Raw genomic sequence first — 15,680 nt, forward strand, 5'->3', positions numbered from 1 at the left:
AAGAAAATGTTAAGATTCATATTTTTGATGTATCTTTTTAAGCCATTCCTAGAATGTGATACCCACTGTCGACATGAATCACTTCACCAGTGATACCACGAGATAAATGACTCATTAAAAATAGAGCCGTATCTCCCACTTCCGAAGCATCGGTCGCCCGACGAAGAGGGGCCTTTTCTTGAATTTCATGGAGAATTGTATTGAAATCAGATACTCCTTTTGCCGCCAATGTCCGAATCGGACCAGCAGAGATGGCATTTACACGTATACCATTTGGTCCAAGATCATTAGCTAAATACTTGACACTAGATTCTAATGCGGCTTTTGCTACTCCCATCACATTATAGTTCTTAACAACTCTTTCTCCTCCAAGATAGGTCATCGTCACAATGCTTCCCCCTTCTGTCATTAAAGGTTCAGCTTCACGAGCTACGGCTACTAAGGAATAGACACTAATATTTTGAGCCATTAAATAACCATCTCTTGATGTATTCGCATATTTACCTGTTAATTCTTCTACTTTCGCATGAGCAATACTATGTACGACACCATGAAGTGTACCCACTTCTTCTTTTAAACGTTGAAATAAGTCTTTGATTTCCTCATCTTTTGTTACATCACAGGAATACATCAGTACTTCTCCCATATCTGCAGTTAATTCCTTTAAGTTTTTCCCGAATTTTTCTCCCTGATAGGTAAAAATCAAGCGAGCTCCTGCTTTATATAGAGACTCGGCAATTGCCCAAGCAATACTTCTTTTATTTGCCACACCCATAATTAGAATATTTTTTCCTTTTAAAAGGCTTTCCACGTCTAAAATCTCCTTCCTTATCCTATTTTTAGCACCTACTACTAATAGATACTATTAATTCTAAACCAAGAATCCCAAAATTTCAATGAAGGTATTCTTCTTTATCTAAAATCACCCTTTTTCCCCATCATTGCGTAAATATTCAATTATATATTTATCAATTTTTTGGCTTATTTTCAGGATAATTTCTTTGTTCATGTTCATATTTGCCGCATTATTAAGAATATTCCTTGCTATTTCTATTTTATCTTCTTTGTCCACTCCGTTCACTCCTTGTAAAAATTACCACTCAGATAATTTTACATTAAACATTAGCCTATTGCAAATACTTAATATATGCAAACAGCAAATTCTGATACGACTTAAAGTTGGCTAAAGTTAGAAGCAGGGAGTGAACGAAAGTGGAAAAAAATGTAGAAATAGATAACAAAGCCATCGGGCAGAGAATACGGGTAGAAAGGGAAAAGCTTGGACTTTCACGGGGAGAGTTTGCAGAAATCATAGAACTTTCGGACTACTACGTGGGGCAACTGGAACGTGGGGAGCGGCAGATGAGCCTCCCCGTTTTGGTTAAAATCGCCAGTTGTCTACATGTGTCTTTAGATTACCTTATTTGGGGAAAAAATACCTATGATGCTTATTATATCCGTGATGCATATAATATGTATGACGCCTTCGATAGTAACAAAGACGCAGAGCTAAATGAATTGATTAACAAGTGCTCGCCGAAAGAATTAGAGTTAGTCAAAAAACTTATCAAAACGGTCCTTCCTTATGTGGGCAAAAACTAAAACGACGAAGACTTACCCATTTTTATTTAACTCTACCCATAAAAAAGGAGTGATTAATTATCGTCCTACTTTCCGACGATATTAGGAGCAGATCCGTGAAGTGGTTCAAACATCGAAGGATATTTTCCATTCAAATTAATATTGGCTGCTGGTGCTACTTCAATGCTCCCATGATCGCTGCACCGATATCTGTGAGAATCACATCAAAAAGATAAAAAAAAAGGATCCCAGTAATCACTAGGCTTCCTTTCATCGTTTAATTATCTATTCAAATTCATACACTTAAAACATCTTTGCTACACTAATTACCTGATCCATTGCTTTTGACTTAAATTCTTCTGTACGACTTGGGTCATAGGCATGACCTTCCATATAAATCGATTGCACGTCTGTAACACCCATAAAGTTTAAGATAGCTCGAATATACCGATCTCCCATTTCTACTTCGGTACCAGGTCCTTCAGAATAAAAACCTCCACGAGCTTGGATGTGTACAGCTTTCTTTCCGTTTAACAAACCAATGGGACCTTGTTCTGTGTATTTAAATGTTTTCCCAGCTTGCATAATACAGTCGACATACGCACGCATCATAGGCGGAACGGAAAGATTCCATAAAGGAGTAACAAAAATATATTTGTCTGCAGCTACGAATTGATCGACCAGCTCATTCATCCGTGCTACTTTCTTTTGTTCACTTTCAGTTAAACTTTCCTGATTTCTAAGCTTACCCCATCCAGATAAGACTTCCTCATCGATCAAAGGGATATACTCTTTATATAAATCCAAAGTAACGATTTCATCGTTTGGATTTTCCTTTTTGTACACGTTAAGGAACTCTTGACCAAGGGTTAGACTGAATGATTCATTTACTTGTTTGGGATTTGCTGTAATATATAGAACTTTTGCCATGAATAAAACCTCCTTAATTTTGATACAAAATTAGTATGAGTTACTCACACTACTTTAAACCATATTTTTCTTCTAATAAAGAAAAAAAGTTTTTGTAAGTGTAATTTATTACTATGCTTTCTTAGATTTTAAAAAATATATGCCAATGTGATATTCTATAGGCAAAGAGTGAAACGGAGGTTATATAAATGGAATTCAGATTGTCCATCGGATTAAACGGAACAAAAGAAACGATCGTATCAGAACAGAATACGGCCAAAACCTATGGAAGTGGAGCTTTAGAGGTCTTTGCTACACCAGCGATGATTGGATTAATGGAAGGGGCAGCCATGAATGCTGTACAATCCCATCTTCCTGTTGGTTATGGTACGGTTGGTACGTGGGTAGATGTCAAGCATGCTGCAGCAACACCAATGGGAATGAAAGTCACTGCAAAAGCAGAATTAATCGAAGTGAATGGGAAACGGCTTTTGTTTCAAGTAGAAGCAAGGGATGATGTTGGGCTAATTGGTGAAGGGAAACATGAACGATATATCGTAGAAGAAGAAAAATTCTTAGCGAAAACGAACTCAAAAAGAGAAAGATAAAAATTGAAAAAGGATGGTATGGTTAAGGGAGTTATTACTCCAAAATCTTACATTTTCTTAGGTAAACGATGAAAACGACCAAATTGGCCGTTCTTTTAGTTAACGTTAATACCGTTCAATAAACTGATGTGCTTTATTAAACAATAGTCCATGGGTTAAGATCCCTAACACAATCGCAGTAATTGCTGCCGAAGAAGTGAAGGAATACATAATGAGAATCTGATAGCGAACAGCCTCAATGGGATTAGCCCCTGCTACAATCATGCCTGTCATCATCCCTGGAAGTTGAACCAATCCTACCGTTTTCATTCCATCAATGGTTGGTAACATCGCAGCCTTTACCGTACTTCTCATGACTGATGAAATGGCTTGTTTCGAAGTAGCTCCTAAAGCCAAATAAACTTTTATCTCTTCTCTTCTTGTGTCAATTTCCGATTTTAGCCGATTCAAAAATAATCCAGATACGACCATGGCATTACCAATAATCATTCCACTGATTGGAATCACATATTGTGGAGTGGATCCAATAATCTTTAAACCAATCAGCAATCCCATTGTCAAAATCTCTGTCAAAGTAATAGCAATTGCAATCCTCCGACCAATTCCTAGTAATCCTTTTCCCTTTTTTCTCGCATTCAATGTGGCCACAGTGATCATAACGGTTAACATCAATAGAATAAAAATCCAAGATCGAAGTCGAAAGATCGTATGTAAAACATAACCGACAGCAATCAATTGGATAGCTGCTCGAATGGTCCCGATCATAATATCCTTTTCCAGTCCTAATCGTTGCCATACTGACAAAAATATCGATACAGCCACAAATACTAAGGTCAAAATGAGTGCAAAAGTACTCATTGAATCTCTCCCTCCTGATCAAATGCGGTCACAATAAATTCTTTTGTTATTTCATGTTGAGGATTCTCAAAAACTTCCTCTGTTGGTCCTTGTTCCACAATTTTTCCATTCGCAATTACCCATGTATATTGGCCTACCCGTTTTGCTTGTTTCAAATTATGGGTAACCCATAAAATGGTTTTTCTTTGCTGTTCATGCAAAACTTGAACTAATCCTTCAATTTCAAGGGAACTTGTTGGATCAAGGGATGCAGTTACTTCGTCTAATAAGAGGATTTCTGGTTTGTTGGCTAATGTTCGAGCTAAGGATACTCTTTGTTTTTGCCCACCTGACAGAGTACGAGCATCTTGATCCTTAAGCGTTTTTGGAAGAGCGACTTGTTCTAATAGGTTGTCTATTTCCTCTTCAGATAACGTTTGCCGAAATAACTTTGGACCGATTAATAGATTCTCTCTCACAGTACCAGAAAGCATCGTAGGTACTTGAAAAACCATCCCGATTTTCCTACGTAGTTCTAAGACATTCATCTCAAGATAATTTTTCCCTTTAAAACGAATAATTCCTGAATCTGGATCCGTCATTCGATTTAGTAGGGAAAGAAAGGTACTTTTTCCTGAACCAGAGGGCCCAATAATAGTAATCAGTTCCCCGTCCATCACTTTCGCAGAAATTCCCTTTAAAATCGCGTTACCTTTATCATCGTTTTTCACAACATTTTCAATTGTAATCAATTCTTCCATCATTATCCTTCTTTCTTTTCTTTAACCTGTTATTAGTTCTCTTACTTTCTTAATGTTGCAATGAATCGATTCTCTTTTAATAATAAATCGAAGGCATCGAGGATATTTACTACGACAATATTACTTTTTAACAGGGACGATGTCGCACACCCTTCTTTACCGATGACGGCAATAGCGATATCGGAAACTTCAAACATCCACTCATCATTAACACCGTTGCCAATGGAGATGACTCCTCGAGAATTTAAGCTTTGAATAAAGCGTTTTTTCTCTCCTAATTGATCTTCTTTTCCGATGACGTGAACGGTAACAGGTAAACCCTCACATTCCCGATGAACACTCCCATTGGTATCGGCTGTCACGACGTAAATAGTGAAAGCTTTCCCCAATTGGATCAACTTTTCCTTTATCCCCTCGATTAATTTCCCATCTTCAGCAATCGTTCCGTTAAAATCTAAAACAAGATGCTCAATTTCTAGTAATCCTCTTCCTGGAATTTGATAAGTTTTCATTGATTGACCCTCCTGAAACTTTCTTTAGTAACTATTATTGCTAATACCAATCCATGTCAGTCAAACCATTGGAAAAGCCGATAAGAACCAGTCCTTATCGGCTAAAGAGTAAAGTTTTAACAATACAAGAATCTTTACTTCACTTTTTCTGCTACCCTTGAAGCTTGTTGAACTGGATCCCATACCCCATTAAATGGTGGAGCATAAGAGAGATCTAAGTCTTGTAACTCATCGATCTTCATTCCAAACGTAATCGCCATTGCCAATACATCGATCCGCTTATCGACACCAGCATAACCAACCACTTGTCCGCCAAGTAATGTTCGGTCATCCTTTTTAAAGATGAGCTTAATAAATAGACGTTCTGCATTCGGATAATAGGTCGCATGGTGACGGGATTTGATGGTTACAGTCTCATAATCAATATTTAATGCTTTTGCTTCTTTTTCATTTAGACCCGTTCTTGCCATTTCCAAATCGAGAACCTTCATCACCGCGGTACCGACAATTCCTTTAAACTCTGCATTTCTCCCACCAAGGTTAGTTCCCGCTATTCTCCCTTGTTTATTCGCTGTTGTTCCAAGTGGGATATAATCATCCTGTTGTTTTACGAGATGATAATGAGTCGCACAGTCTCCTGCTGCGTAGATATTTTCGATATTGGTTTGCATTCTAGAATTGACACGAATGGCATTTCGAGGACCTAGTTCAATACCTGCTTGTTTCGCAATTTCACTATTTGGTCGGATTCCAATAGAGATAACGACCAAATCTGCAGAGTATTCCCCTTTATCCGTGACGACGGATTGAACTCGTCCTTCTCCTTTTATTTCTTTTACTTCTTCTTGCAAGCTAACTTTGATTCCCTGTTTCTCTAACTCTGTTTTTGCGTGTTCAGCCATTTCTGGATCAAATGATGCATTCAACTGATCGGCAATATCAATAATTTGCACTTCTTTTCCTCTTATATGGAAGGCTTCTGCCATTTCTAGACCAATATAGCCGCCACCAATAATCACGACCTTCTGAATCTCTTTCCGTTCATCTAACCACTTGAGAATTCGGTTGGCATCTGGAATGGTTTTAAGAACTGTTACCCCATCTAAGTCTGTTCCCTTCCAAGGTGGTACAATCGCTTCACCACCTGTTGCAATCAGAAGATAATCATAGTTCGTAACCACTTCTTCTTGATTATCCAATGCTAATGCCGTAACATGATTAGAAACAGGATCAATAAAGGTTACCTCGTGCTTCAGATGAATCGTGATTTTGTACTTTTCCTCAAACTGTTCCTTTGTTCTGGCAATGAGATCCTCAGCGGTTGGTACTAATCCTGCAATATAATAAGGGAGTCCACACTGGGCATAGGAAAGGATTTCTCCTTTTTCAAAGACTACGATTTCCGCATCAGGTTGTAATCGACGAATTTGAGTAGCTGCACTCATTCCTGCTGCATCCCCGCCAATAATCACATATTTGCTCAAGACCTACTCCTCCTTTTTTCATCATGGACTAATCATATTTTTTCCAATTTTATCATACGTATGAAAGGGATACCATACCAGAGTATCTTTCTATATTCATACAGGTTCTTCTTGTGATTTTAACCATCCTCAAGAAATGAAGTAGAAAGTCGAAAAGGTTCTATTCTATTAGAGCCTTTTTCTCTCTTCTTGCTTTGTTACCACTTTTCGGACTATGAATAATAAAGTTAAAGTGATTGCGGCAATGAAATATTCTGTCGCACTTTTATATTCCAGAACGATTTTTCTCGCTAACGCAATCATTACGATATCAATAATGGCAAATGGATTTTTACGAATCAACATAATGGCAAACTCTAAACTCACAACCAAAACAAGAAAATCACCCAATACAGTCTTCGATTGATCAATGATATTATGACTTCTTACCAGATGTAACAAATCAATGACAATATACCCACCTTCAGCAATAACCGTTAAAACCAGTATAATTGCTAAAACAATCTCAATCCATTTAATAATCCCCTCGATTTTTTCGTCAATTATTGGTAATATCCTCATAAAACTCCCCTCTCCCTATTTACCTCTACTATTCTACCGTTTGTTTGCTTTAATTATAGATAATTTTTGTTAATTTTTGGTCAATAAAGTGTAAATATTCGGAATTAAAGTCAATTTAAAAAAAACCGGTGATTTGATTACCGACTCCTTACATTAAGGATTGCGCATTTTTATCGTGTTACACTAAAACAAAAGAAAGTCTACAGGCCTGTGATAAATTTCTTACTCACGAACACTTTTCCTGTTTATAATAAAGGCAACAAAGGTATAGATAAGGTTGGTGTCTATTTTGATCGATACTCAAATGGTTCAACAGGCAAAAGAAAAGTTTCCCTATTTTCAAAAACTTTTTGACGATCCAAATCGTCTTGCCCAATGTACATTTCAAAATATCCCTTCAGGCACATACGCATTCTTTGAAGGGGAATATTATCCTTTTGTTTCGCTCGTGCTAAGCGGTACCTTACGAGTATCTAAGATTGGAGAAAATGGAAGAGAAATCGTTCTATATCGAGTTCATCAAGGGGAGAGTTGTGTTCTTTTAATTAGCAGTGCATTATCTGGAGAAGCCTATCAAGCCAATGCATATGTGGAGGAAGACGCTGCGGTGATTCATATCCCCATATCCATTTATAAAGAAGAAATGTTACAAGTAGAGCTTGTCCAGAAATTTACTTACCAATTGTATAATCAGAGACTTGCGAATATGATGAGTATCGTTGAAGAAATTACTTTTAATCGAATGGATAAACGGCTGATTGATTTCATTTTAAATCATACGTCTGAACAAAAGCCAATACTAGAAATCACACACGAAAAGTTAGCCCTTGAGCTTGGAACAGCTAGAGAAGTCATCAGTCGTCTGCTCAAGGATTTAGAGAAAAAAGGATATCTTCAATTAAAACGTGGGAAGATTACAATTACAAATCGAGATCAACTTGCACTTTTCCTCCAATCTATGTGACTTCATCACAGAACTTTTTTGAATGATGATTTATTTTTTAATTATAATCATTCAAGGGAGTGTTGTAATATGAAACAAAACGTAGGAACCATTGATCGAATCATTCGAGTCATTTTAGGAGTTATACTCCTTGCACTACTATTTACCGACATCTCTTTTCGTAATTTTGGTTGGATAGGAGTAATTCCTTTGCTAACTGGTGCAATTGGTTATTGTCCTCTCTATTCCATATTCAAAATAAAAACCAATTAAGACATGAAAAACTCCCTTCGCATTATGAAGGGAGTTTTGTTATCGTCAGCCTCTATGTTGATCTTTCCAAAGAACTAGCCCCTAATCATTTTGGAATTCGGATGTCCTTCCCTTTCGATAACCCAAATTACTAGAAAAATAAGAATGGCTAAGAACGATGCAATTGCCATATATAGATAGGTATTCAAAATGCCAAAATGTTCGTATATCCAACCACCAATCATACTACTTACAAAGCTTCCAAGACCAAGTCCAAACGATCCATATAAAGACATTGCCGTTACTTGAACATCTGCCTCAGCTTTAGTTTTGACGAATTGTACGGCTGTTGCAAGGAACAGTCCGATGGAAAGCCCTTGTACAAACGTTGTGACAATCACCCAAAAAACGGACGGTCCAAGCGAATAGAAAAACCATCTAATTACTGTCACAACTGCTGAAAAAATCATCACAGGCAAAAGTCCAAACTTCGTTATCAATTTCCCACTCCATCGCATAAAGGGAACTTCACTACCAGCCGCTAATAAGAACGCTAAACCGATTCCTGTTTTCGTTCCACCTATTGATTGATAAAAGATACCAAAATAGGTATTATTCGCATTCATTGTCCCAAATAATAAAAAAGTTCCTAACAAAAACAAAGAAAATGACGGAACTGTTAAAAGTTTCTTCATTTCTTTGAAAACATTGACCGAAAACTGACTATTCTCATCCTCCGACATCCTTTTTGTTAACGTGGCAGCAATGAATAAAGACACAGTATAGAGGTAGAAAATAATATCCGAGTGAAAATGATCAGACAGTAATCCTGCTACCCAAACAGCTACTGCAAATCCTATAGATCCCCAAAGTCGAATATCTCCATATTGGCCCCCATAGCGCTGAACAAAGTTCATCGATATATTGTCAGTAATTGGAACAACCGCACTTTGAAAGACATTCATTAGACCTATTAGCATTAAAAAGATTAGAAATGACTGAGATATTGGAAAAAACAATGAAATGACTCCTGCGGAGATAAGTGTGATGAAAAGAACCTTTTTCTCAATTCTATATCGATCACATAGCATTCCCCAAATCGGTTGAGTGATGATCGATACAATTGGACCAACCGACATGATCAATCCCAATTGACTTCCTGTTAAACCTTTATCCTTAAAATAAACAGAGAGTAAAGGATATAGAGCGCCCATTCCAAAAAAATAAATATAATAAAACCCACTTAATCGTGCATATATATTCCTTCGCCCATCTAGTGCAAAATCTGTCATTATGAATCGTTTTCCCCTTATCCCCGCTTTTTTTAGACGATAATATTGTATCATGTTTTAAATCATTCTGAGAAAAAACTAATTCATTTCTCTTTTGATAAAATGAACCATGAACCATTTCTAGGCATCTATCATACTCTAATACAAAGCCCAATTAGGGGGTGTGATTAGAGTTGAAAATAAGAAAAATTCAAGGTGAAAAGAATCATGATGCCTTTGGTTATTCAACAGCAATCGGAGATGTAAATGGGGATGGACAAAATGAAATCATTGTTGTGACAACCAACCAACCAGTTGGGGGATCTCTTAAAATTTACAATCATAAACTAAAACATTTAAAGTCGCTTCCACTTAGCAAGAAAAAAGTAAACACGATTCGAATCATCACAAAAGATATCAATCGGGACCAAATCGATGAAATTATTGTTGGGATCACCTACCAAGATTTATCTGGTGAAGTAAAAGTTTTTTCTTACAAAATGAATAAAATCTTGCTCCATCTAAAAAGTGTCGAAGAATTTGATGCCTTTGGTTTTACCATTGCTTCAGGCGATGTAGACGGTGATGGTATCCCCGATATCATCGTTGGTGCTCCCCAACCTATACAAGATGGCAGGGGAAAAGTTTACGTATATAGTGGCAAAGACGGTTCGCTAATCCGCAAATTTTCTTCCCGTGTCCCGAGAGGAAATAGTGATTTTGGAACCTCTTTAGCAGCGGCAGATTTTAATGGTGACGGGGAAGATGAGATCATTATTGGCTCTCCTGGTAATCCAGAAGGAGAAGTATATATTTATTCTGGTAATCACGGATGGTTAATGTATAAGTTAACTGGCGATCCTGGTTTTGGGATCAATGTTCATGTTGACCAACTGGAAGAAAATGGTCTACCTATTTTATTTGTAACAACTAAGGATTTAGAAGGAAATCGAATTTCTGCTTATCAGTCACCTTACTTCTATCCCCTATTTGAATTTGACAATGATGAGGTTGATATTGGTTTTGGCGAAACAATGGCAACAGGTGATTTAGATGGAGATGGAAAAAAAGAAATTATTGTTGGTGCATTTGATTCCCCTCACAAACGAAAAAAATATGCGGGACAAGTGAATATCTATTCTAGTGAAGATGGATCTCTTCTTCATCGTTGGTATGGTATTGAAGAAAAGGATCAGTTTGGATTTTCCTTAGCTGTTGGTAAGTTAAGCGCGAATCAGAAGGATAATCTATTAATTGGTGCCCCAAGGGAAATTTTAAAGAAAAAAGGTATCGTTTATATCGTATCTTTGGATCAAAAATAGGACTTCGTTTGAAGTTCTATTTTTTTAACCATGTACTTGACTTGAATTTTTTTGGTAAAAATATGAAAATGGTAGTAGATATGCTTACAAAAGGAGTAACATTGAAAAATAATCAGAAGTGAAACAAGGGGGGTTATTGGTGAAATATAAGGATCAAGTGGTGATTGTCACAGGCGGAGGGCAAGGAATTGGACGAGCAATTGCTCAAACATTTGCTAGAGAAGGAGCAAAAGTCGTAATCGCTGATATTGATGAAGAAGCAGGGAGTGAAAATGTTCAATTGATAAAACAACATGGTGGGTATGCCTTGTTTATAAAAACAGACGTTACATCTGAACAACAGATTCAACATCTAATCAATGAGACGATTCAACAATTTGGGCAGATTGATATTCTTATTAACAATGCAGGGATTGGCCATACGGAATCCATCTATACGATCGATGTGAAAGATTTTGATCGAGTAATCGCCACAAATCTTCGCTCTGTTTTTCTATGTAGTAAATATGCAGCGCTTGATATGCGAAAAAGAAAAAATGGAGTGATTCTTAATATCGCCTCTACTAGGGCCTTCATGTCTGAACCCAATACCGAGGCCTATGCTGCTTCAAAGGGCGGAATCATTGCACTTACCCATGCCCTAGCCATGAGTTTGGGGCCTGATGGGATTCGTGTCAATGCCATTAGTCCTGGTTGGATTGAAGTGAGAGATTGGCAGAAAAAAACGAAGGCTACCCAACCACACCATACAATGGAAGACAAAAAGCAACATCCTGTGGGACGAGTTGGACAGCCTTATGATATTGCTGAAGCTTGTCTATATCTTGCTTCAGAACAAGCTGGCTTCATAACTGGGCAAAATTTAACGATAGATGGGGGAATGACCAAAAAAATGATCTATGTGGAATAGTTAGGCCAATTTCTGGCCTAATGCGATTTCTCCAGCGATTTTTTCAGCTTGTTTCCATTCCTCTTCTGTTAGAACTCGTTCAGACAATGGGAAGAGAACCTGATTTTCTTTAGCAATATGCTCTCTTAATACGGAAAGAATACGACCACCGTGTTCAAGAATCGCTTCTTTGTCTAATTCTTCTTTCGTTAATAATGCTTTTAACGCTTTTTGCGATTCGCGAAGATCACCATGTTCCATCTCCATGACCATTACAGGACCGTTTGGGCCAATTTTTTGTACCAAAAGCGGGAAAAGTGCTTCTTCTTCTTGAACGAAATGGATATCTAACGCAATTTCTAAGAATTTACTAAAACTGATCAATTGAATCCGAACTTTTTCAGCTTCTCCATTCTTTTTGATATATTCCAAATATTTTTCTAACTGATTTAATTGTGCTAAAGCGTGTTCGTGATCATCATAAAAAACTTCAAGTAACCCGTTCATTGTTACACCTCCAATTATTGTATGATTCCAATATACTGGAGGTTTTTATTTTTTGCAGTGCAATTTATCACATCTATTTGTCTTCTTTTCTCTCCCGCACTTTTGGGAGAATTTTCTTAATATCAATCGTTCTTTTCTTTTCCCAAGTAGAGGGATCGTTTTCGTCAAACTGCTCTAAAAAGTCAATAACTTCTTTCGTTAAAGGAGTTGGTGTAGAAGCCCCCGCTGTTACGGCAACGGTTTTTTTTCCTTTTAACCATTCAATATCCAATTCGGATAGATCCGCAATTCGATATGCTGGAACTTTCGCGATCTCTTCTCCTACCTGTGCGAGTCGATTGGAATTATTACTTCGCGGATCACCAACAACAATCAAAAGATCGCTTCCCTTCGCTTGTTCAGCTACTGCTTCTTGTCTAGTTTGGGTAGCCATACAGATCTCATTATGGACCTCTGCATGGGGATATTTCTCTAATACTTTATTCATAATATGAGCAATATCCCATTGGCTCATCGTGGTTTGATTCGTAACCAAAATTCGCTCAGAGTGAAGGTCAAGTTGCTCAATATCCTCTATTTTTTCAATCAGATGGACATGGTCAGGAGCAACACCAATGGCTCCTTCCGGTTCAGGATGGCCTTTTTTCCCTATATAGATGACTTCATATCCTTGTTTGGTCTTTTCTTCAATCAAAATATGTGTTTTCGTCACATCTGGACAGGTCGCATCGATCACAACCAATCCTTTTTCTTTAGCCTTTTCTCTTACTTTCGGTGAAATTCCATGTGCTGTAAAGATCACGGTTCCATGATCCACCTGATCCAATAATGCTAGACGATTATCCCCATCTAATGTAATAATTCCTTCCTCTTTAAACGCTTCAACGACATGTTGATTATGCACAATCATACCCAATATATAAATCGGCCGAGGTAAAGATTTATCCGCCGCCGCATTTTTCGCCAACACCATTGCATCGACAACACCATAACAATATCCTCTTGGAGATATTTTAATTACCTTCATCTCGTCTACCTCCTATTCTTTGCTACCCCTAATTGTAGCACCGATCATATAAAACACAACTCTGTTCTTTTCTTTAAAAAAGAAGTTATTCCTATTAGCATAAAAAATGCTCATCTTTCATAAAAAAAGAAGGCGAACATTTTTTTAAAAATTTTGCCATTTCATATTGTCAAATTAAGCTATACGGAATATAATAATTCTTAATTAATATGTCTTTATTAGTTAATTAGTATAGCATATTTTCGAACTTTTTATTTAAATAATATCATTAATGATTTAGGGGAGGAATTTTCATGGGATTAAAAATGGCTGATTTAAATTCGATCTTAGAAGGAACCACCGTTTATTACAACTTATCTGTACCAGAAATTGTTGAACACTCCATTAAACGTGGAGAAAGCATGTTGACAAAAACAGGAGCCATTCGTACAACGACAGGAAAATACACAGGACGTTCACCAAAGGACCGTTTCATTGTTGATGAACCAGAGTATAGCGCGAAAATCTCTTGGGGAAAAGTAAACCAACCTATTTCACCAGAGATTTTTAGAAATCTATACAATAAAGTTTTAAACTACTTAAGTAATAAAGAACTGTTTGTTTTTGATGGCTTTGCAGGGGCAGATAAGAACTACCAACTTCCTATCCGCGTTGTGAACGAATATGCATGGCAAAATCTTTTTGTCCATCAACTCTTTATTCGTCCAACCGAAGAAGAGTTAAAAACTCATCAGCCTGAATTTACTGTGGTTGCTGCACCTGGTTTCAAAGCCGATCCAAGCGTTGATGGTACCAATTCTGAAGCATTTGTAATCATTAATCTGAAAGAAAAAGTGGTACTTATTGGTGGAACTGAATATGCAGGGGAAATAAAGAAATCAATCTTTAGTGTAATGAACTACTTATTACCACAAAGAAATGTTCTTTCCATGCATTGCTCTGCAAATGTAGGCAAAGATGGCGATGTTGCTTTATTCTTTGGCTTATCTGGAACAGGAAAAACTACTCTTTCTGCTGATCCCAATCGTTTCCTTATTGGGGATGATGAGCATGGTTGGTCAGAAGATGGTGTCTTTAACATTGAAGGGGGATGCTATGCAAAATGTATCCGTCTATCTGAAGAAAATGAGCCACAAATATGGAATGCCATCAAATTTGGTGCTGTATTAGAAAATGTAGATATCGATGAAAATCGCAATTTAGATTTTGATAGTGACCGGTTAACTGAAAATACCCGTGCTGCATATCCATTACATTACATACCTGGTGCCGTTATTCCAAGCACTGCTGGACATCCAAATGTGGTTATTTTCTTGACGGCTGATGCATTTGGCGTATTGCCACCAATCGCTAAACTTTCAAAAGAACAAGCAATGTACCATTTCTTATCTGGTTATACAAGTAAGTTAGCTGGTACTGAACGTGGTGTAACGGAGCCTGAAGCAACCTTCTCCACTTGCTTTGGTGAACCATTCTTACCTTTATCACCAACGGTTTATGCTGAGATGTTAGGAGAAAAAATTACGAAACATAATGCGAGAGTTTATCTTGTAAATACGGGCTGGTCTGGTGGACCATATGGTGTGGGACAACGAATGAAAATAGCGTATACACGTGCAATGGTTACAGCAGCTATTAATGGATCGATTGAAACTTCAGATTTTGTTACTGATCCAATCTTTGGATTACAAATCCCAACCCAAATTGAGGGTGTTCCATCAGAAGTATTAAATCCAAGAAATACATGGGCGGATAAAGAAGCATATGATCGACAAGCAGAAGATCTTGCAAGACGTTTTAATGAAAACTTTAAAAAGTTCTCTCATGTCTCTGATGAAATTAAATCGGCAGCACCCCTAGTAAAATAATCTTGGTTAAATAAATAATCCAGACACGAGAAAAGAACCACCCCAAGGTTCTTTTCTCATTTTTTTATTCGATTTTATTTTTACGGATCTGAGTTTCTCAACGAAATCAAAACATGTTTCCTATTTATAATACCGGGAGCTTATGGAGATAGTAAGAAGGGCAAGGGTTTTCCCCCTCTACTTAAATGAATCCCATGAGTTACAATATTGACAATACCAGAGTGGGCCACTCATTACATCCCACCCTTTTCTTTTTAATAAATACTTTATTCTTGAGATTAATTGAATTTCCTCTTTTATCAAAATCTTTTACTAGCACAATGGGTTTTATATTTTTTTGCAAATTCT

General features: G+C 37.1%; 18 protein-coding genes and 1 pseudogene. 7 read left to right on the top strand and 12 right to left on the bottom strand.

Going from position 1 to position 15,680, the window contains the following annotated elements:
- Window positions 1-37 precede the first annotated feature (37 nt).
- Together fabI and EDD72_RS07225 are read right to left on the bottom strand one after the other, a co-directional pair.
- Complete coding sequence (fabI, locus tag EDD72_RS07220) at window positions 38-811, bottom strand: enoyl-ACP reductase FabI (RefSeq protein ID WP_132768794.1); 774 nt, start codon at window positions 809-811, stop codon at window positions 38-40.
- 111 nt (window positions 812-922) lie between these two features.
- Entirely contained in the window at window positions 923-1,072 is a 150-nt protein-coding gene (locus EDD72_RS07225; protein ID WP_132768796.1) for a Spo0E family sporulation regulatory protein-aspartic acid phosphatase, read from the bottom strand.
- A 140-nt stretch (window positions 1,073-1,212) separates the two neighbouring features.
- Between EDD72_RS07225 and EDD72_RS07230 the strand changes: the two genes are divergently transcribed.
- On the top strand, window positions 1,213-1,602 hold the full coding sequence (locus EDD72_RS07230) for a helix-turn-helix domain-containing protein (RefSeq protein WP_132768798.1): 390 nt from the start codon (window positions 1,213-1,215) through the stop codon (window positions 1,600-1,602).
- Between the two features lie 68 nt (window positions 1,603-1,670).
- Here EDD72_RS07230 and EDD72_RS07235 read toward each other — a convergent pair.
- Both EDD72_RS07235 and EDD72_RS07240 read right to left on the bottom strand, forming a co-directional pair.
- A pseudogene (locus EDD72_RS07235) lies at window positions 1,671-1,813 on the bottom strand (isocitrate/isopropylmalate family dehydrogenase); the annotation flags it as partial.
- Between the two features lie 71 nt (window positions 1,814-1,884).
- Window positions 1,885-2,511 carry an FMN-dependent NADH-azoreductase gene (locus EDD72_RS07240; protein ID WP_132768800.1) on the bottom strand — a complete coding sequence of 209 codons (627 nt, stop codon included), beginning with the start codon at window positions 2,509-2,511 and terminating at the stop codon, window positions 1,885-1,887.
- 188 nt (window positions 2,512-2,699) lie between these two features.
- Here EDD72_RS07240 and EDD72_RS07245 point away from each other — a divergent pair, with 188 nt between their 5' ends.
- A complete protein-coding gene (locus EDD72_RS07245; RefSeq protein WP_132768802.1) occupies window positions 2,700-3,098 on the top strand; it encodes a thioesterase family protein in 399 nt (132 codons plus the stop codon).
- A 105-nt stretch (window positions 3,099-3,203) separates the two neighbouring features.
- Here the strand turns inward: EDD72_RS07245 and EDD72_RS07250 are convergent, their stop codons facing one another.
- The 5 genes from EDD72_RS07250 to EDD72_RS07270 all read right to left on the bottom strand — a co-directional run bounded on the left by EDD72_RS07250 (window position 3,204) and on the right by EDD72_RS07270 (window position 7,253).
- Window positions 3,204-3,956: an ABC transporter permease gene (locus tag EDD72_RS07250; protein ID WP_132768804.1), complete on the bottom strand. Its 753-nt coding sequence runs from the start codon at window positions 3,954-3,956 to the stop codon at window positions 3,204-3,206.
- Window positions 3,953-4,696 (bottom strand): ABC transporter ATP-binding protein, encoded by a 744-nt coding sequence (locus EDD72_RS07255; RefSeq protein WP_165895004.1) that lies wholly within the window; start codon window positions 4,694-4,696, stop codon window positions 3,953-3,955. Before EDD72_RS07255 ends, EDD72_RS07250 begins: the two co-directional genes overlap by 4 nt.
- 41 nt (window positions 4,697-4,737) lie before the next feature.
- Window positions 4,738-5,208 (bottom strand): HAD family hydrolase, encoded by a 471-nt coding sequence (locus EDD72_RS07260; RefSeq protein ID WP_132768808.1) that lies wholly within the window; start codon window positions 5,206-5,208, stop codon window positions 4,738-4,740.
- 134 nt (window positions 5,209-5,342) lie between these two features.
- Window positions 5,343-6,692 carry a CoA-disulfide reductase gene (locus EDD72_RS07265; RefSeq protein WP_279388094.1) on the bottom strand — a complete coding sequence of 450 codons (1,350 nt, stop codon included), beginning with the start codon at window positions 6,690-6,692 and terminating at the stop codon, window positions 5,343-5,345.
- A 168-nt stretch (window positions 6,693-6,860) separates the two neighbouring features.
- Window positions 6,861-7,253 carry a phosphate-starvation-inducible PsiE family protein gene (locus EDD72_RS07270; protein WP_132768810.1) on the bottom strand — a complete coding sequence of 131 codons (393 nt, stop codon included), beginning with the start codon at window positions 7,251-7,253 and terminating at the stop codon, window positions 6,861-6,863.
- A gap of 289 nt (window positions 7,254-7,542) precedes the next feature.
- Between EDD72_RS07270 and EDD72_RS07275 the strand changes: the two genes are divergently transcribed.
- Entirely contained in the window at window positions 7,543-8,217 is a 675-nt protein-coding gene (locus tag EDD72_RS07275; RefSeq protein WP_165895005.1) for a Crp/Fnr family transcriptional regulator, read from the top strand.
- Window positions 8,218-8,286: 69 nt separating this feature from the next.
- On the top strand, window positions 8,287-8,469 hold the full coding sequence (locus tag EDD72_RS07280) for a YgaP family membrane protein (protein ID WP_132768814.1): 183 nt from the start codon (window positions 8,287-8,289) through the stop codon (window positions 8,467-8,469).
- Between the two features lie 74 nt (window positions 8,470-8,543).
- On the opposite strand, the gene EDD72_RS07285 is transcribed toward EDD72_RS07280, so the two are convergent.
- Window positions 8,544-9,740 (bottom strand): MFS transporter, encoded by a 1,197-nt coding sequence (locus EDD72_RS07285; RefSeq protein WP_165895006.1) that lies wholly within the window; start codon window positions 9,738-9,740, stop codon window positions 8,544-8,546.
- A gap of 173 nt (window positions 9,741-9,913) precedes the next feature.
- On the opposite strand from EDD72_RS07285, the gene EDD72_RS07290 reads away from it, so the two are divergent.
- Window positions 9,914-11,041, top strand: coding sequence for an FG-GAP-like repeat-containing protein (locus tag EDD72_RS07290; protein WP_132768818.1), 1,128 nt, complete (start codon window positions 9,914-9,916; stop codon window positions 11,039-11,041).
- 139 nt (window positions 11,042-11,180) lie between these two features.
- A complete protein-coding gene (locus EDD72_RS07295) occupies window positions 11,181-11,951 on the top strand; it encodes an SDR family oxidoreductase (RefSeq protein WP_132768820.1) in 771 nt (256 codons plus the stop codon).
- Here EDD72_RS07295 and EDD72_RS07300 read toward each other — a convergent pair whose 3' ends face one another.
- Together EDD72_RS07300 and EDD72_RS07305 are read right to left on the bottom strand one after the other, a co-directional pair.
- Window positions 11,952-12,437 carry a hemerythrin domain-containing protein gene (locus tag EDD72_RS07300; RefSeq protein ID WP_132768822.1) on the bottom strand — a complete coding sequence of 162 codons (486 nt, stop codon included), beginning with the start codon at window positions 12,435-12,437 and terminating at the stop codon, window positions 11,952-11,954.
- A 73-nt stretch (window positions 12,438-12,510) separates the two neighbouring features.
- On the bottom strand, window positions 12,511-13,464 hold the full coding sequence (locus EDD72_RS07305; RefSeq protein ID WP_132768824.1) for a 4-hydroxy-3-methylbut-2-enyl diphosphate reductase: 954 nt from the start codon (window positions 13,462-13,464) through the stop codon (window positions 12,511-12,513).
- Between the two features lie 293 nt (window positions 13,465-13,757).
- Between EDD72_RS07305 and pckA the strand changes: the two genes are divergently transcribed.
- Window positions 13,758-15,332, top strand: a complete 1,575-nt coding sequence (pckA, locus tag EDD72_RS07310) for a phosphoenolpyruvate carboxykinase (ATP) (RefSeq protein WP_132768826.1) — start codon at window positions 13,758-13,760, stop codon at window positions 15,330-15,332.
- Window positions 15,333-15,680: the final 348 nt, after the last annotated feature.

Source organism: Tepidibacillus fermentans, from assembly GCF_004342885.1.
In the GTDB taxonomy this organism is placed as follows: Bacteria; Bacillota; Bacilli; order Tepidibacillales; family Tepidibacillaceae; genus Tepidibacillus; species Tepidibacillus fermentans.